Origin of the sequence: Sphingobium psychrophilum (assembly GCF_012927105.1) — a bacterium.
GTDB classification, from domain to species: domain Bacteria; phylum Pseudomonadota; class Alphaproteobacteria; order Sphingomonadales; family Sphingomonadaceae; genus Sphingobium; species Sphingobium psychrophilum.
This window is the reverse complement of sequence record NZ_JABBFV010000001.1, coordinates 126,073-143,786: the sequence shown is the minus strand read 5'-3', so window position 1 is coordinate 143,786 and position 17,714 is coordinate 126,073. Positions and strand designations below refer to the sequence as shown.

At 61.0% G+C, this 17,714-nt stretch carries 15 protein-coding genes; 7 read left to right on the top strand and 8 right to left on the bottom strand.

What is annotated here, in order from left to right; all coding sequences use genetic code 11:
* Positions 1-25: 25 nt before the first annotated feature.
* Positions 26-595, top strand: coding sequence for an Arm DNA-binding domain-containing protein (locus HHL08_RS00655; protein ID WP_169570509.1), 570 nt, complete (start codon positions 26-28; stop codon positions 593-595).
* Between the two features lie 268 nt (positions 596-863).
* Here HHL08_RS00655 and HHL08_RS00650 read toward each other — a convergent pair whose 3' ends face one another.
* Both HHL08_RS00650 and HHL08_RS00645 read right to left on the bottom strand, forming a co-directional pair.
* Positions 864-1,697, bottom strand: coding sequence for a ferredoxin--NADP reductase (locus tag HHL08_RS00650; RefSeq protein WP_169570507.1), 834 nt, complete (start codon positions 1,695-1,697; stop codon positions 864-866).
* Positions 1,694-2,257 (bottom strand): hypothetical protein, encoded by a 564-nt coding sequence (locus HHL08_RS00645; protein ID WP_235954518.1) that lies wholly within the window; start codon positions 2,255-2,257, stop codon positions 1,694-1,696. The genes HHL08_RS00650 and HHL08_RS00645 overlap by 4 nt, the downstream gene beginning before the upstream one ends.
* Positions 2,258-2,332: 75 nt before the next feature.
* Here HHL08_RS00645 and HHL08_RS00640 point away from each other — a divergent pair, with 75 nt between their 5' ends.
* The 5 genes from HHL08_RS00640 to HHL08_RS00620 all read left to right on the top strand — a co-directional run bounded on the left by HHL08_RS00640 (position 2,333) and on the right by HHL08_RS00620 (position 11,226).
* A complete protein-coding gene (locus tag HHL08_RS00640; protein WP_169570506.1) occupies positions 2,333-4,801 on the top strand; it encodes a TonB-dependent receptor in 2,469 nt (822 codons plus the stop codon).
* A 37-nt stretch (positions 4,802-4,838) separates the two neighbouring features.
* Positions 4,839-6,044, top strand: a complete 1,206-nt coding sequence (locus HHL08_RS26065; protein WP_169570504.1) for a cytochrome P450 — start codon at positions 4,839-4,841, stop codon at positions 6,042-6,044.
* 143 nt (positions 6,045-6,187) lie between these two features.
* Entirely contained in the window at positions 6,188-8,596 is a 2,409-nt protein-coding gene (locus HHL08_RS00630) for a TonB-dependent receptor (RefSeq protein WP_169570502.1), read from the top strand.
* Between the two features lie 6 nt (positions 8,597-8,602).
* Complete coding sequence (locus tag HHL08_RS00625; protein WP_169570501.1) at positions 8,603-10,840, top strand: molybdopterin-dependent oxidoreductase; 2,238 nt, start codon at positions 8,603-8,605, stop codon at positions 10,838-10,840.
* Positions 10,837-11,226, top strand: a complete 390-nt coding sequence (locus HHL08_RS00620; protein WP_169570500.1) for a DUF4345 family protein — start codon at positions 10,837-10,839, stop codon at positions 11,224-11,226. The genes HHL08_RS00625 and HHL08_RS00620 overlap by 4 nt, the downstream gene beginning before the upstream one ends.
* On the opposite strand, the gene HHL08_RS00615 is transcribed toward HHL08_RS00620, so the two are convergent.
* From HHL08_RS00615 to HHL08_RS00595, 5 genes are read right to left on the bottom strand one after another with little or no spacing between them, the layout of a single operon-like run.
* The gene (locus HHL08_RS00615) at positions 11,218-11,562 is read right to left on the bottom strand and encodes a hypothetical protein (protein WP_169570499.1); all 345 of its coding nucleotides are present in this window, start codon (positions 11,560-11,562) and stop codon (positions 11,218-11,220) included. The two genes, HHL08_RS00620 and HHL08_RS00615, sit on opposite strands and share 9 nt — an antisense overlap.
* Positions 11,559-12,797, bottom strand: a complete 1,239-nt coding sequence (locus HHL08_RS00610; RefSeq protein ID WP_169570498.1) for an aromatic ring-hydroxylating oxygenase subunit alpha — start codon at positions 12,795-12,797, stop codon at positions 11,559-11,561. Before HHL08_RS00610 ends, HHL08_RS00615 begins: the two co-directional genes overlap by 4 nt.
* On the bottom strand, positions 12,794-13,447 hold the full coding sequence (locus HHL08_RS00605) for a glutathione S-transferase family protein (RefSeq protein ID WP_169570497.1): 654 nt from the start codon (positions 13,445-13,447) through the stop codon (positions 12,794-12,796). Before HHL08_RS00605 ends, HHL08_RS00610 begins: the two co-directional genes overlap by 4 nt.
* 33 nt (positions 13,448-13,480) lie before the next feature.
* The gene (locus tag HHL08_RS00600) at positions 13,481-14,338 is read right to left on the bottom strand and encodes a helix-turn-helix transcriptional regulator (RefSeq protein ID WP_169570496.1); all 858 of its coding nucleotides are present in this window, start codon (positions 14,336-14,338) and stop codon (positions 13,481-13,483) included.
* A gap of 15 nt (positions 14,339-14,353) precedes the next feature.
* On the bottom strand, positions 14,354-15,751 hold the full coding sequence (locus HHL08_RS00595) for a phosphotransferase (RefSeq protein ID WP_169570495.1): 1,398 nt from the start codon (positions 15,749-15,751) through the stop codon (positions 14,354-14,356).
* 163 nt (positions 15,752-15,914) lie between these two features.
* Between HHL08_RS00595 and HHL08_RS00590 the strand changes: the two genes are divergently transcribed.
* Positions 15,915-16,610 carry a TetR/AcrR family transcriptional regulator gene (locus HHL08_RS00590; RefSeq protein ID WP_169570494.1) on the top strand — a complete coding sequence of 232 codons (696 nt, stop codon included), beginning with the start codon at positions 15,915-15,917 and terminating at the stop codon, positions 16,608-16,610.
* A gap of 164 nt (positions 16,611-16,774) precedes the next feature.
* Here HHL08_RS00590 and HHL08_RS00585 read toward each other — a convergent pair whose 3' ends face one another.
* Positions 16,775-17,641 (bottom strand): LysR substrate-binding domain-containing protein, encoded by an 867-nt coding sequence (locus tag HHL08_RS00585; protein ID WP_169570493.1) that lies wholly within the window; start codon positions 17,639-17,641, stop codon positions 16,775-16,777.
* Positions 17,642-17,714 lie beyond the last annotated feature (73 nt).

Below are 17,714 nucleotides of genomic sequence, written 5' to 3'. Positions count from 1 at the left end.
GTAAAAAGCGTGGGAGAATATGGGCATGGGACAGCTCTCCGTAACAGGTGTGAAGGCCGCAGAGCGACCGGGCCGTTTCGGTCATGGCGATGGCTTGTTTTTGGTGGTCCGATCCAGTGGCTCTAAAAGCTGCGGGTGCCGCGTTCAGAAGCATGGCCGCAGGCGCGACATCGGATTGGACAGCGCATCGAAGGTCACGCTGTCTGTCGCCCGCGATCGAGCGCGTGAGGTGCCGACCTGGGTGGATATCGGCCTCGACCCGGTGCGAGCGAGATCGCCTCGTAAGATCTCCATTTCCGCCGTCGGGCCGTCGCCGGCCATGTCTGCGCTGAGGAATGCCGCCACAGGTGCGCCCTTCTCATTGACCCAGGCAGTCCCTTCCCCACCCGTGCCCGCCTCACGTGCCGGTTTTTCGATACTTATTTCGTATGACTTCGCGGCCGACGCCGCGGAAAGCCGGATTGCGCTCGACGACGGTGACGTTATGGCCTTGGCGGTCAAGCCAATAAGCTACGGAACGACCGGCTATACTGGCTCCCGTGATGAGTATGCGTCGCGCGATGATGCCGTCTCCCTCGTGCACGACCGCAGGTGAGCTAGTCCGTTCCGAATTGCGTGGTGAGCCTCCAAAGAATGACTGGTTCTGGGACTTTTCGACTGTCGGCTTTGAAGCCTGCCTGAAACCAAAGCTGCCGTCGATAGGCCGAAACTTACCGTCCAGGTCGTTGTGGTTGACGTCGCGCAGGGTGTGATCCCTGGTTATAGATTGGCCAATGCACTTTCCGCTGACGCCCGGCGAGCCGAGGCCGCGCCGATCTGAAGCCCATCTATGAAAATGGCAAGTCACCAGCATCCCGCCATTTTTAACCGACAAAGGCTCTTTCGATCACATAATCGCCCGGCTTCGCGTTGGAGCCTTCGATAAAGCCCCGCGCATCCAGCAGGTGAGCGATATCCTTGATCATGGCCAGGCCGCCACATAGCATGATGCGATCGGTCTGGACCGAGAGCGGCGCACCACTCAGTCCAGCCTGCGCGAACAGGCTGCCATCTTCGATCATCGTTGTGATGCGCGCGTTGCAGGTAAAGGCTTCGCGCGTGACCGTGGGCAGATAGGATAGTTGCGCCATTGCCGGTTCCGATACCAGCGGATCATCCCGCAGGCCGGATTCCAGCTCCGCACGAAATGCCAGGTCGCTTGCCTGCCTGACGCTGTGGACGACGATCACGCGGTCATAGCGTTCATAGACGTCGGGGTCGCGGATCAGGCTGAGGAACGGCGCCAGCCCGGTGCCGCTTGACAGCAGCAACAGCCGGTTGCCGGGCAACAGCGCGTCAGTCACCAATGTACCCGTGGGTTTGCGCCCAAGATATATCTGGTCACCGGGCCGGATATTCTGCAATCGCGACGTCAGGGGGCCGTCCTCCACCTTGATCGACAGGAATTCCAGCTCCTCGGCATAGGCAGGGCTGGCCACCGAATAGGCGCGCAACAGCGGCTTGCCACCCTCGCCCGCCAGTCCGATCATGACAAACTCGCCGGATCGAAACCGAAAGCTCGCCGGGCGTGTCACCGAAAAGCTGAACAACCGGTCGTTCCAATGGCGGACATTCAGGACAGTCTCGACCGACAGAGCGCCGGTCGCGGTCAGTTCTATCTTGTCCCTGTGTATCGCGAATCGGTCCGCGGCGGTCATGCCGACATCGCCGGATGGAAATAGCGGGCCAGGAAGGTGCCGTCCTCGCCGAAATGATATGTCTCAAGGCTGTGCACTGTGACGGGATGGCCTTTCACCATGCCTTCGTTCCGTACGCAGGCTGCGGCCTCATGCCCGTTCACGATCAGTTCGACAAATGTCAGCTTCCAGCCGACATAGCGGTCGAACAATTCCCCGATCAGGTGCAGCCCCTCCTGACGATCGCTGCCCACCGGGTCATCGATCAGCAGCCCGCCTGGCGCGATGTCACGGTAGGCGGCGATGAAGTCGTCACGCCGACCCTGATTGAACATATCAAGTTGATGCCGGAGAAATGCTTCGATCCGGCCTGCGTCTAGCGTTGCCATGTGCATGTCCTTTTTAGCGGCCCGCAGCCGCTCTTCTGATTGCTGGAACGATCTCTGACCATGGGAGAAACCGCGGGCAAGGCGACAGGCTATCGCCGGAATGCAATAGGCTATCGTTTCGCAACAATCATGTGACGCGGAAGCGGCGCGGCTATCGCCGACCCGCGTTTCACTATCGATGAACCGTGCCACCCTTTCCTAAGGTAGGTTGTCGTCCCATCAAAATGTCGCCTGTCCGCCAACAATAAAGATATGTGGGAGAGAGTGATGATAACGTCCAAACTGATGGTGGCGACGATGCTGTCGGGCCTGCCTGTCGCGATGGCTCAGCCCGCGCGGGCGCAAGTCGCACCACAGGAAGCGGCTCAGGAACAGTCCGGCGGCATTCAGGATATCGTGGTCACCGCGCGGCGGACCGAGGAAAGCCTGCAAACCACCCCGCTGGCCGTCACGGCATTGGGCGATGTCGCGATCCAGCGCGCGCAGATCGTCAGCGTTCAGGACGTGCAGCGTGTCGCACCCAGCGTCGTCATATCGACCGGCTCTGCCTCCACGTCCGGCTTCGCATTCGTGTCGATCCGCGGCCAGGGCAATCTCCAGCCGCTGATCGCCAACGATCCGGCGGTCGCGACCTATATCGACGGCGTTTATATAGCCCGGCCTTCGCAGGGCCTGACCGATCTGCACGATCTCCAGCGGCTCGAAGTGCTGCGTGGTCCGCAGGGCACGCTGTTTGGTCGCAACACGACGGGCGGCGCGATCAACATTCTGTCCAAGGATCCTGTCGATCGGCTGGAAGGCAGCCTGAAGGGCGAAGTCGGCAACTATGCCTATCGGGATGTCGAAGCCGTTTTGAACGTGCCGCTCGCAGAGGGCCTGGCCGCGCGTGTTGTCTATGATTTCCATGATCGCAACGGCTATGGCGACAATGCCCGGCTGAACCGCGACGTGGGCGATCAGAAAAGCCACTTCCTGCGCGGCAAGCTGAAATATGAAAGGGACGGATTCGACGTTACCCTGAGCGGCGATTACAACAGGATCACAGACATGGGCCAGCTTGCCCAGACCGCCGGGTTCAACCCGCTGTCGTTTCAGGGGCCGTTGGCAGCCTTTGCACCCGGACTGGCCAGCGCCATTCACACCAAGGACAATTGGTACACGACCTATGCAGGTGGGCTTGTGCGGCCCACGACCAACCCGACCTTCGCCACGTTGCCTGCCGACATCCAGGCGAAATACAGCCAGTTGCCGTTCGACAAGCTGGTTGCCTATGGCTTTTCCGGTGTCGTCAACATCGACATCGGCGAACATAAGCTCAAATCGATCACCGCTTATCGCTATTCGGATTCCGACGGTCTGATCGACCTCGATGGATCGCCATCCCCCGTCCTTGCCGTGTTCGGCGGCGCGCATTCGGAATCCTATTCGCAGGAGCTCCAGCTATCCGGCAACATCACGGATAAGCTGAGCTATATTCTAGGCGGCTATGCCTCGCGCGAAACAGGCTTTGAATATTCCCGATCGCAGATTTTCGGCGGGTTGATCCGCAACAGCTTCGGCGACGCGAAGAATACGACCAAGGGTGCCTATGCGCAGCTCTATTATAATCTGACCGACAGCGTGCGTGCAGTGGGCGGCTTTCGCTACACCTGGGACGGGCGGGAGGTTGTCCTGCACAATCAGCAGGTGCTCGGCCTCGCCCCTAACGCGCCCGTCGCGGGCACGCCGTTCGGCGTAAACTGCAATCTGGTCAATCCAGACCAGACGCCCACGGCGACGCAGTGCAACCAGACCCAGTCGAAAAATTTCTCCTATCCCGCCTGGAACCTGGGTCTGGACTGGCAGGCGAGCGAGGACATCTTCCTCTACGTGGCCACGCGCGGCGCGGCCAAGGCAGGCGGCTTCAATATACGCGCCGGGTCGCTCCCCGCCTTCTCGCCCGAGAAGGTCAAGGACGTGGAAGGCGGCATCAAGGCGAGCTGGCTCGATAATCGGCTGCGCACCAACGTCGCGCTGTTCCACACCTGGAAAAGCAATGCGCAGGTGATCGTCAATGCCGTTGCACCTGGCGTGGGCGTCACCCAATATACCCAGAATAACGGCGATACCCGCGTCTGGGGGGCAGAGTTCGAGGTCGTGGCGGCACCATGGTCGGGCATGGAAATTTCGGGCAATCTCTCGCTGCTCAACGGCAAATATAAGGCCGGGAGCATTTCCGAAGTGCAGCGGATCACCAGCGCCACGCCGCTGACAGGATGCGCCGCCGCGCCGCCGACAGCCGCTGGCGTCCCGCGTTACGACTGCACGGTTGACCTCAGCGGTCGTGCGCTGACGCAACTGCCCAAGATCCAGTTTAGCATCGGCGCGACGCAGACCATCGCCCTGTCGACCGGCGACCTGATCCTGCACGTCAATTACGCCTATGTCGGCAAGCAGCATTTCAATCCGGTGGTGGCCTCGGACCAGCAGACCGCTGCGGTCAAGGCCGCCTATGCGCAGGAAAATGCGTTAGGTGAAACGGCAGGATACGGCCTGCTCAACGGCCGCATCGCCTATCAGCTCAAAGATCCGAATATCGAACTCTATGTCTATGGCCGCAACCTGACGGCGAAGAAATATCTCAGCCGTCGCTTTTCCGATCTCTACCAGACCGGTGGTCTGGGCGTGGCGGTCGATTATGCGGGTGACCCCCGCGTGGTCGGGATCGGTATGCGCTATCGTTTCGGCGGACAGTAAGCGTGCCCGATCGAAACCTGGACAAGAAAGGCTGCTAGTGATCGACCTTCCCGACAATGTGCCACGCGAACTCGTCATGCCCTTTGCCCTGACGCCGCGTCGGGCGACGACGGTCAATCCCTATACCGACATCATTCCCAGACTGCATGAAGGCCCGCCGATCTTCTACGGCACCGACGTGTTTCCTGGGCGTCAGCCGGGCTGGGTGGTGCGGCGCGCGGAAGACCTGCGGAAAATCTACGCCGATACCGACAGTTTCGGCAAACGCGGCAATACCGGCTTTGCCGCGGGGATCGGCGAAAGCTGGGACATCATCCCGACCGAACTTGACCCGCCCCGACACACCGGCTTTCGCAATGCACTCAATCCCGTCTTTTCGCCCAAGCGGATGGGCGAACTGGACGGCAAGGTTCGCCTGCGCGCGCGGGAATATATCGACAAGTTCAAGGCCCGGGGGGAATGCGATTTCGTCCGGGATTTCGCCATCCCTTTCCCGGTGTCCATTTTCCTCGATCTGCTCGACCTGCCGCAGGAAGAGATGCAGCAGTTTCTCGATTGGGAATTTTCCCTGTTGCACACCGACGACATGGAAGACCGCGTCAAGGGCACGCGCGCGGTGAAGGCTTATCTGCTTAACGCCATCGAAGATCGTCGCAAAAAGCCCGGCGACGACCTGATCAGCATCGCGCTCCAACTGGAGTATGAGGGGCGCAAATGGACGCCTGAAGAAGTGTTCGGCCACTGCTTCAACCTGTATCTCGGCGGACTGGATACGGTGTCGGCGAATATCGGCCTGCATTTCCAGCATCTGGCGACCCATCCGGCCGATCAGGACGCTCTGCGGCAAAATCCGGCGGGTGCCACCGTAGCCATTGAGGAGTTGCTGCGCGCTTATGCCGCTGTCACGACCTTCCGCATCTGCACCAAAGACGTGATGCTGCACGATGTCACGATCCGCGCGGGTGACCGGGTTGCGATGTCGACCCCATTGGGATCGAACGATCCCGAAGCGTTCGAGGCACCGGCGCGGATTCGCTTCGACCGCCGCCCGTCGCATCTGACCTTCGGCTATGGCCCGCATCGCTGCCTCGGCGCACATCTCGCCCGGCGCGAGCTACAGATCGCCATGCAGGAAATGCTCGCCGCCCTGCCCGCTTTTACAGTGCAACCGGGGTTCGATGTGCCCTTCTATCTCAGCAACATCATCCATGTGGAATCCCTTCCACTGGTCTGGGCCAGATAGGTATGGCGCGCTCAGCGATAGCGTCTTTGCAACCAGCGATAGCAAAGGCGGTCGTACCCCGGCGGCGGCTGCCCTAGTTTGCACCGGAGCACCACAGGCGATCCATGGATCGACACAGAAGGTGCCCAAGGGGAGATGAAGCTATGAAATCCGTCAAATTCCAGGTGCTTGCCACCAGCGCACTGACCCTGATCGCGACCGCCGTACCGGCCTTGGCACAGCAGCCTGCCGACCAGCCTTCGGTAAATAGCGGACTACAGGATATCGTCGTGACCGCCCGCCGCCGCGAGGAATCGCTTCAGTCGGTGCCGGTATCGATCACCGCAATCTCTGCCGAGATGCTGGAGCAGAAATCGGTCCAGGATCTGAGCGATGTCGCCACGCTCACCCCCGGATTCCGTTTCTCGCAGGAGGGCGGCAAGAACCAGCCGACATTGTCGCTGCGCGGCCTGGGCCAATTGCCGATCGGCGAAGGCGTGCCCGCGATCGTCGCCTATTTCAACGATGTGCCGCTCTCCAAAGAGGGTGGCAATATCCCGACTTTTGATCTTGCCAATATTCAGGTGCTGAAAGGTCCGCAGGGCACATTGTTCGGGCGCAACACCATCGGCGGCGCGGTGCTGGTCAATTCCAAAAAGCCCACCTTTGATACCGAAGGCTATATCCAGGCGGGCTATGGCAATCTGGACTATAAGGAACTGGAAGGTGCGCTCAACGTGCCGTTGGCCAAAGATGTGGCGGCGCTTCGCATCGCTGCGCAGTATCGCAACCGTGACGGCCGGACGAAGAACCTGACACCCGGCAATCCCGATCTGGACGACACCAACCAGTTGAGCTTTCGCGCGTCGCTGCTACTCCAGCCTACCGAAAATCTGACCAACACGCTGGTCTTCGACTATTTCCGCGCGCGGGAAAATCCCGCTGCCGAAGTGCCCTATCGCTACAATGCCGGTGTGCTGTCGGGTATATTGGTCGGCGGCTTCGGATTCGCGCCAGCCGACGCGGCTGTCTACGAAGCGGATCTCGCCAGCCTGTTCGCGCAGCAACAGGCCAACGGTCCGTACAAGGTCACGAACGAATTGGTCAACGATGGCAGCGGCCTGAAAGTCGCGGCAGATCGGCGGATCTGGGGCATCACCAATACCACCAGCCTGGAACTGGGCGACGTCACCATCCGCAACATTTTCGGCTATCGCGACGTCTATAATTATCAGTTCGTCAATACCCAGGGCACCCGCCAGTTGATCGGTCCTCAAGGACGGCTTGTCATCTATCACACCGGCGCCGAAGCGAATAAATCCTTCCTCACCGACGAGTTTCAGGTGCTGGGCGACATGGGCCGCCTCAATTGGATTGCGGGCGCCTTCTACAGCAAGGACAAGCCCACCGGCACCAACGTCAATTTCCCGCAGCAGTTCAGCTTCATCGACCTTTACGGCCCGGCGGTGAATTATAGCACGTCGCATTATACCAACAGCAGCTTCGCCCTGTTCGCGCAGGTGGGATTCAAGATCACCGACAAGCTGACCGCCAACGCAGGCGCGCGCTACACATGGGACAAGGTAGAGGCGTGCGCGGGCAACAGCCTGGCAGGGGCGCTCAGCCAGCAGCAATGCGCCGATCAGGCCGCGCTTGGCCTGCCCGACGGCACCGGCATCGTGAAGAACAAGGGCGATTATGCGACCTGGACCGTGGGGCTGGATTATCAGGCGACCGACGACCTGTTCCTCTATGTCACGTCCCGGCGCGGCATTCGCGGCGTCAACGTCAACACGCCGCTGTTCGAAACGCCGTTCACGACGGGGGGCGTCGGCGCGTGCCTGGGCGGCATCGATTGCCCTGACCTGCGTCCTTATCAGAAGGTGAAGCAGGAACAGGTCACCGACGTCGAACTGGGTATGAAACTCAATTGGCGCGCAGGCGTCATGAAAGGCCGCTTCAACGTCTCGGCGTTCCAGACCAAATATAAGGACGCGCTGCAATTCTTTAACGTCCGCCCGCTCGGTATTCCGCCGACGGCACCCGATCAGCCGACCCGGACCTCGCTCGCCATCAACGCATCCGACGCGACCGTGCGCGGCATAGAGGCCGAACTCGTGATCGAGCCAGCGCCCTGGCTGACGTTCAGCTTTGGCGGTGCCTATGTCGATCAGAAGGTCGATGATGTAAAGCCGTTCGGCCCGCTGACGCTGACCAAGAACGAAGTCACGCTGCCCACGCCCAAATTCTCGGGGACAGCCGCTTTACGCGCCGTGCTGCCGATCCGCCCGATGGATGGGGAACTCGCCTTCAACGCCGACCTCTATCACACATCGGCCTATGATGCGCAGTTCGGCCAGCAACTGCCCGGCTATGATGTCGTCAACAGCCGCCTGGAGTTGAGCGACATTGGCGGGCGCGGCATCAGCATCGCGGCCTATGTCCGCAACCTGTTTGATAAACAATATCCGATCGGCCCGGCCGTGCTGCTCAGTTCCTTTCCGGCCAGCACCGTCTATTATGGCGATCCGCGGACCTACGGCCTCCAACTCACCTATCGATTTGGCAGCTAGGACAGCATGACGATGACCCACGATGGCGTACAGCACCGCACCTGCCCCCTGTGCGAGGGGATGTGCGGGGTTACCGTAACCGTGGAGGGCGGACGGGCGGCGACCGTCCGCCCCAACAAGCAGGATCGGTGGAGCCTAGGCCATATCTGCCCCAAAGGGACGACTTTGGGCGCGCTCCATCATGATCCCGACCGGCTTCGCACGCCGATGATACGCGACAGGGGCGCGTGGAAAAGCGCCTCGTGGGAGGCCGCGTTCGATCGTCTGGAGACATTGGTCGAAGGGGTGCGCGAGCGCCATGGCTCCCATGCGTTCGCGGCTTATGGTGGCAATATGGCGGGCAAGGACGCCACGCTGTCTCGCTATTCGGGTCTGATGCTGGCGACGTCGGGCATTCAACAGGTCTATTCGTCCGGCACGGTCGATCAGCACCCCAAGAATCTGTCGGCCATGCTGATGTTCGGCAATGAATGGAAAATACCCATTCCAGACCTCGACCATACCGACCTGTTCGTCATCTTCGGCGGCAATCCGGCCGCGTCGAAGGGCAGCATCTTTTCCCATCGCGATGTGATGGGCGCGATGCGGGATCTGCGCGCGCGCGGCGGCCGCGTCATCGTCATCGATCCCGTCCGCACCCAGACGGCACGATCGGCCGACCAGTGGATCGGCCTGAAGCCCGGTAGCGACGCGGCCTTCATGCTCGGCATCGCCCATGTCCTCTTCGCCCGCGACGCCGTGCGGTTGCGGCACCTCGACGGCCTGGTCGACGGGCTGGAGACGCTGCGGGAGATCGTCACTGGTTTCAGCCCCCAATGGGTCGCCCATCATTGTGGTATTGACGCCATCGTCATTGAAAACCTGGCCGACGAACTGATCCGCACGGAACGATCCGCCATTTACGGCCGCATCGGCACCTGCACCCAGACATTCGGGACGCTGGCGTCCTGGATGATCGACGTGCTCGCGATCCTGACCGGTAATCTGGACCGGCAGGGTGGCAGCATGTGGAGCCGCCCCGTCGCGCCGCTGGTCGACATGCTGGCGACGCTGCCCGCCGACATGCCCGTCGTCATGGGCAAGAGCCGGGTGCGCGGCGTGCCCGCCGTGCTGGGCCAGTTCCCCGCTTCCTGCATGGCCGAAGAGATCGCGACGCCGGGACCGGGCCAGATCAAGGGGCTGCTGACCTTCGCCGCCAACCCGGCGCTCAGTGCCCCGGATTCGGACAAGCTCGCACAGGCGCTTCCGCTGCTGGAATGCATGGTCAGCCTGGACAATTATCTCAACGAAACCACCCGCCACGCCCATGTCATCCTGCCCAGCCCGTCCATGCTGGAAAGCGCGCATTATGACATGTGGTCGTGGGTCTTCTGCCTGACGAGCGGCGGCCATTATTCGCCACCGGTATTTCCCGTCGCCGACCGCCCCGACCATTGGCGCGTCGTCGCGCGGGTCGGCGCGATCATCGCTGGCCAGCCGGATGCTGACTTGGACGCCATGGACGATGGCTATTTCCGCGCACTAGCCACCGGGCGCGGGATCGACCCCGACATGGCGATCGCGGCGCTGCCCCACCGTGGACCGGATCGCATTTTGGACCTGGCAATCCGAACCGGCCCATTCGGCGATCGCTTCGGCATGGTAGCCGACGGCCTGACGCTCGACAGTTTCCGTGACGAACCCGACGGGCTGATCGTGGCGCCCGCCATCCCGCGCGCGCATGAGGGGTTCGAAACCCCGTCCGGCAAGATCGACCTCACGCCTGCCCTCATCCTGTCCGACCTCCCCCGGCTGGAGCGGGCGCTGGTCGCCAATGATCCCTCGCTCGTTCTGGTCAGCCGCCGCCATCTCCGCTCGCTCAATAGCTGGATGCACAACATCGATACGCTGGTGAAGGGCAAGGATCGCTGCACCCTGCAAATGCACAGCATCGACGCCGCCGCTCATGGGCTGGTCAACGGCGATCTGGTCGCGCTGACCTCTGCATCGGGCGAAATCCATGTCCCGCTGGAGATTGACGACGACATCCGCCCCGGCGTGGTGTCAATGCCGCACGGCTGGGGGCATCGCGATCCACAGACCCAAATCGCGATCGCCCAGGCGCACGCCGGGGCCAACACCAATATCCTCAGCCCCGGCACGATGGTCGACGTCATTTCGGGCAATGCCGTGCTGAACGGCATCCCGGTTCAGGTCCGCAAGGCTGATCGTCAACCCCGCGAAACAATTGGAGCAACTGCGTGAACAAGATATTGGGTTCCTTGTCCGGCGTGATCGGTTTCGCCCTGATCGCATTCGGCATCTACGCCCTGGTCGCAACGACCGCCATTACCGACATGACCGCGCTGCAACCCAGCGGGGTGGCTGGCCTGAACGAAGCGCGTGCAATTTACGCTGGCTCCTTCTGGGCCATGGGGGGACTTATCCTCTACGGTCTTGGAACGCCTCGTTTTCGGCAACCCCTTTTGCTCGCCGTTGGCGTAATCTTTGCAGGCTTCGTGGCCGCACGGATCATTTCCATCGCGATGGACGGCTATGCGCCGATCCTCGCGGCTTCGATCGGATCGGAGGTTGTGGCGGCGCTCATTCTGATTGCTGCCAGCCGGACCGCGCCTGTATCCTCAGTCTGACAGCGCCGCCTGGCCGCCCACCGCGACATCGTGCGGATAGGGCGCACCGGGCAGTCGGGCACTCGCGAAAAACTCCACCGCCTGCGCCGCCTCTACCAGCCCCAGCACCATGCGATAGAGCCGCGCTTCGGCCGATGGCAGGGTGTCCGATCCGAACGCATCGAGATGCGCCATGATGTCGGCCAGCCGGGGCGCGGTAGTATCATAAAACTGCTTCAGCGCATCGAACGGCATGTCCTGACGCGCGCGATAGCGGCTTTCCATCGTCTCCAGTCCGATCCACAAATGGGCGAACGGTTCCAGATCAGCGAAGGCCGCGGGCAGGCTGGCACTCATGCCGCGCTCCTCATGTTCGCCTGCGCGCCGTTCAAAACGGATCGGATCACCGCCGCGCGGTGTCGGGGAAGCATCTCAGCCTCGCCATAATAGAAGCTGTCGGTTGCGCCGGACGCCAGTCCCTTTTGCTGCCGCGCCATCACCATGAAATCCTCCATCCCCGAATCCCGCCCGAATGCGGTCGCCTGGGCGATCGCCAGGCGTTCGCTGGCTGTGACGGGGGCATGATAATAATAATGCGCCGTCCAGCGATGGCTCTGCGCCGTCAGCGGCCAATGCTGCTGCGTGAACCAGCCGCCTGCGCCGGGATGGATCATGAAATTGGGAAATATCGCCAGCGACGCCGGAGTCTCTGCGCTCGGATAGCCCTCGCCCGCTACGCGCCCTGCCAACGCCCCCATCGTCTGCACCGCAAAGGACTGGACGATCCGGTCGGCGCGTGGTCGCCAACTCGGGTTACCCTGCGACCAGCCTGCCGCGTGCGGCCCGGCAAAGGCCATCTTGCGGAATTCGGAAAAGGGGTTGGCAGGCGTCACCGATATTTCGCGGATCGTCAGGGCATGGACGGTGCCGACATGATAGCCTTCATATTGCGGATCCAGCCCCGCCTTCCAATTGGCCGCGACGTCATATGACAGGCTGTCCCGATGGGTGAAGGGGGCCAGCGTCGTCGCCTCCAGCAGCGGCGCGATACCACCCAGAAACGCCTTGAGTGACAAACCGGGCTGTGGATCGAGATTGATGAACACGAACCCGGCAAACACGTCGATCGCGATCGGCACCAACCCCAGATCACCCGCATCTAACGCCGGAAAACGGCGCTGGTTGGGGATGGCCTTCAGGCTGCCGTCCAGGCCGAAGGTCCAGCTATGGTAGGGGCAGCGAAATGCCTCTGCCTTGCCGCAGGCGCCGTCGGCGACAGGCATTCCGCGATGGCGACAGACATTGTGGAAGGCGCGCAGCACGTCGTCCTTGCCCCGCACGATCAGCACCGACACGCCGCAAATCTCGACATTGCGCACAACATAATCGCCCGGTTCCGGCAGGTCCTCCGCGCGCACCATATAAAGCCAGCATCGCCGGTATATCGCGTCGCGCTCGGCCGCATGCCGGGCCTCGCTCCAGAAGCTGTCCGCCGCTACACGACCATCGCGCAGGATCGCGGCGTCCGGCATCATCATCCCATGTCCCAGATCGAAACCGCCTTCCGGCGTCGCCGACAGTATATTGGTCATGCAACTGGCTCCCGCAGTCCCGCCTTGTCCGCCAGTTTATAGTCGCCGCCTCGCTCGATGCTCCGCCGGAAGGCAGGACGGCCATGCAGCCTGTTCAGCCAGGTCACGATATGGTGATAGGCGTCGATCGGCATCAGCGTCTGCGCGATTTCAGGGATGAAGCTCATCTGGATATCGGCAGCGGAAAAATCCTCGCCCAGAAGGAAGGGGGCGTCGGCCAACGCATCGTCGATATAGGCCAGCGCCGTCGCCAGTTCGGTATTGGCTGCCTCATCGATCGGGCTGCCATCCAAACCGAAGGCGCGGGCATAGACCTTTATCATGATCGGGTTCATGCCGGACGACACGGCGTAATAAAGCCATTGCCTATACCGCTCATGCGCGTCCGTACCCGGCACTGGCGCCAATCTACCATCGCCATGCCGCTCGATGATATGCTCCGTAATCGCGCCCGATTCGATGACGATCCGTCCCTCGTCCTCGATCATCGGCGACTTGCCGACCGGATGCAGCGCCTTGAGCGCGGGTGGTGCCATCATCGTTACCTGATGCCGCTGATAAGGCACCAGATCATAGGGCAAGCCCAGTTCTTCGAGCAGCCATATCGTCTTCTGAGCGCGGGAGTCGTTGAGGTGATGCACGGTCAGCATTGTGGGTGACTTTCAATCTGGAGAAGGAGCCGATCAGCATCGCGTCCGATACTCGACCGGCGTCATGCCCGTCGTCTTGCGAAAGGCGGCCGTGAACGCTGCCGCGCTGGCAAAGCCGCAGGAATAGGCGACTTGCTTGACCATCAGTTTTTGATCGTCGAGCAGCGCCTTCGCGCGGTTCAGGCGCTCCCGTGCGATATAATGGCGCAGGGTAACGCCCGTGGCGCGCTTCACCAGCGGTGACAAGGCACGCGACGTCACACCACAATGCTGTGCCAGATCGACCACCGTGGGCAATTTGCCGCTTTCATGCAGAACCTGCCGCAACATCGTCATCTGGCCGGGCGAAAGGGCGCCGTCGCACTCCTGCGGCACCGGTTGCCCCAGCGTCGCACGGCGTATCTCGCCGCAAATGGCGAACAGTAGCGACCGGACCATGAACCCGCTGTCGAGGCCCGGCGTGACGACCTCGTCAGCGATACGGGTCAGGCCGGCCTGGAGGAATGGGCTGTCGAGATTGAACTGATGGTCCCCGTCGAGACTGGAGAGGAACGACAGCAATTGAGGATAGTCGGCCAGTAATTCGGACCGAAAGCTACAGGATATGGTCCTAAGACGGCCGCTGTTCCAGCGCGTCCGCACCGCCTGCCCTGGCGGCACGAGGATGACGGCATGAGACGTCACGAAGTTGCGCCCTGGACGTGCGCATTCGATATCATCCTCCCGGTACATCAGCCATTCCAGGAAGAATTGATCCGACAGGATAGTTGCTTCGCCAGGCTGCGACCATCGGACATTGTCGACCCGCACCGAATAATCCGGGTCCACAAGCGCGCCTTCCAGCATCCCGGTGTAGAGCATTTCACCCCTGAAAGCCTGCTCCTGCTCCATGCGCCTATCCTCTTTCTAGATATGGGTGGCCGAGTCGTGCGCCATGACAGTCGTCGAATGTGAGCTGGAAAAAGCCAGCCGATCGATAGGGCCGGGCACTCTGTTCACGATCGGCCCAGGGTAGCCATGCAGCAATTGCAGTGCGCGCATCGTGCGGCGATGGAATAGGCCTATCAGGTCGGCATCCTCGTCTGGCCCGGCGTCCAGCACATAACGCTCCAGCGCCGTTTCCACCGCCGCGGCGCTTTCGAAACGCTGGCCCAATAATCGTTCTGCTTCCAATCGGTCGCGGCGCGCGATTTCGTCGCCTATCGCTTCGCGACGCCGGACATGGCGGGCAAGCGACAAGGCCGGGGGTTCGCGCAGTCGCCCGCTGGCGGCAGGCAGGTCGGCGCAACTCGCGACCAGATTATCATAAATAATGTCCGTTGATTTTTCGACAGGCGCCAGATCGGTGACAGGCACGAGATCGACACCGCGCACCTGCGCCAACACATCCAGCGCGGCGCGCCGACAGCCAAGATCCCAAGACAGATATTCGACATAGGCAGGCAATTGGCGCTGCGTGCGGAGTGCCGACTCCATCCGCATTGGTACGGCAAGGAAAGACGCGATCGTGTGAAAATCAAGCGCAGCCCAGTCGATCGCATTGCCGCTTTCAGCCGCATAGCGTTGCAGCAACGGCGTCAAATCGCCGATCGGTTCGTTGATGTCGCGCACCCTGATCGATGCTAGGTCCGCCATAGGGTCGCCTAAATGCGCCAGTTCCAGATCATAAATATGGGTGATCCTGTCCCCATCATGAAAAAACTGCGGCGCGTCTGCGATCAGCAGCGCCGTTTGCGTGCGATGCAGCGGAAGATTGCCCAGAACCCATTTGCGCAGAAAGGCGATCAACGGGTCTGGCCCATCGCGATGCCCTTGATAATGCCGATCCGCATCGCCGAAATAGGCGAGCGCAATGGCTTGCGGGCCTTGGGGTTGCGGCAATCCGATCTCTACGGCCTTCGCTATATCGATCCGGTGAACGGACGCCATGATCGCCATATAATCGCCGACCAGCCGATGCAGGTTTGCGTCGCGGTCGGCGCCGCCCGCGAAAGCCGTCGCGTCGATGCGCTCCATGGCAATCGCCGCGGGGTTGTCGCACCAGCCATGGATATGTGGCACGGCGATGCCCTCGTCCGCCAGCAACCGCAAGACATCATGTTCTACGCGCAACGGCTGCGTTTCCTGACCCGCACCCCGATCACCGCGAATATGGATATGGATTATGCCCTCCGGCGTGCGGACCGATGCGTTCCACGCCGGGCGCCATCCCGGCAGGATATCCATGGCGACAATATCGCCCATCGTCGCTTCGATCCAGCGCCGGATATTCTGCTCATCTATCAAGTTCGGCTGGTCGGTCACCAAACATCCTCATGCATATTCGTCACACCGCAGCACGGATGCGATCTTTATGTAAACAGCGTTATCTTAATAGGGTAACACTGTTCATTCAAGCGAATTTATCGCGGGGCAATGCGCCGTGATTACGCTATTCACCACCCGACATCAGACAGGAAAGCGCGCAATGGAGAGCAATGCTAAGGGCCATCAAGATATCCTGGTCGCTGGCAACACGGCATCGCCTCGTCGGGCGCGCAGCGCAGAGGCTAAGGATCATGTGCGGCAAGCATTGATTGACGCGGGACGTCATCTGCTGCTGGCCAAGCCATCAGGACCGATATCGCTTCGTGGAATTGCCCGCTATGCCGGCTATTCCTCCGGCGTGGTGTATCGGTATTTTGCGGATCGCGATTCACTGTTTCTCGCGATCCGTGACAGCGAATTGGCCAATTTCGCTGATCAGTTGGAGTTGGAATTCGCCACATATGACGACGCGGAAAAGCGCCTGTTCGCCGTTGCCGATCGGGCCTTCGATTTTTCACGCGACCAGATCGCCGCCTTCGGCATGAACAGCCTGTTCCTGTTCTGGTTCGACACCGCTGGCACGCAGAATGCCGCTCCCATTCGTGATACTGCACCCGCAGCAGCACGTATCCATGCCTTTTTCGAACAGGCGGTCAGGTCCGTGATGACACCCAGTTCGCATCGGAATTCGAACATTCAATCGGCAGTTGGCGCCCTGATGGCGTCAATATCAGGGGCCGTACTCTTACCGCGGGGAAGCGATCATGATGACTTCCCAGATGGCCGCATCATCTTGCGTGATATCGTCGAAGCATTGATCTGCCGCTGGCAGTCTATGCGGGAGCCGACACGGTAATAATTAGCGAATTCTTATATGGCAGTCAGGGTTTGGCATCGAAATTGTCATCAGCCTTTCATGAAATATGTTATATTAAGCGGCGAGAATTTTGTAGCTGAGCGGCTGGCATGGGTCGATTGTGCTGGAATCCAGAATTGCTGGCTGCCCACCTATCCATGTGTCTAATTGGTTATAGGCTCCAGCGCCTGAACGATATGTTGGGCGAGCAAATGCCCGGTGTCAGAGATTGAACGCCCTTCAATCAAGGCAATTTCGGTATCCGGCAATTTTGGCAACCATTGCGCTGTCGTTATAGGAACGAGAAACGCAGGCACCATCTTTCTGGGCAGAACCGAGATGCCCAGACCCGCCTTTACCGCAGCCTGCGCGCCCGCAAGGCTGGTGGAGGTGTACGCGATGCGCCAGGTCCTGCCGCTCGCATCCAGCGCGTCCGTTGCGCGCTTGCGATACACGCATGGCTCAGGCGAAACGACGAGCGGAATCACCTCGTTCCCGCCGACCGCCTCCTGGTCGCGGGCTACCCACACTAGTGGCTCGCGCCAGACGCGCACGCCCTGAGGCGCGGCTGCCGGCTCGCGCTTGACGAGGACCAAATCGAACGCACCGGCGTGGAAACGATCAAGCAGGTTAAGTGTCAGGTCGCATGTGACTTCCAGTTCGACCAAAGGATGCGCATCCGTGAACAGGGCAAGGATATCGGGAAGATGCGCGGTAGCGAAGTCTTCCGGCACGCCCAGCCGGACGGCGCCGCTGACGTCCGGTTCGGTGAGTTCCGCGATGACTTTGTCGTTCATGTGCAGGATCTTGCGGGCCGAACCAAGCAGCACCTGTCCATCAGGCGTCAACCGCACTGACCGAGCCGTCCGTTCGAACAGGGTACGGCCGACCAGAACCTCCAGACGCTTGATCTGCAAACTGATGGTCGATTGAGTCCGTCCCAATCGCGCCCCGGCCGCTGTGAAACCTCCCAGATCGGCGATAGTAACAAAGGTGCGAAGCAGGTCGATGTCGAGGTTGCGCGTGCTCATCCTGAAGCCTCTGTCAATCATTGGGAATATCAATCCATAGGATTGCCGTAACTCATTTTGCAAATGGACGAAG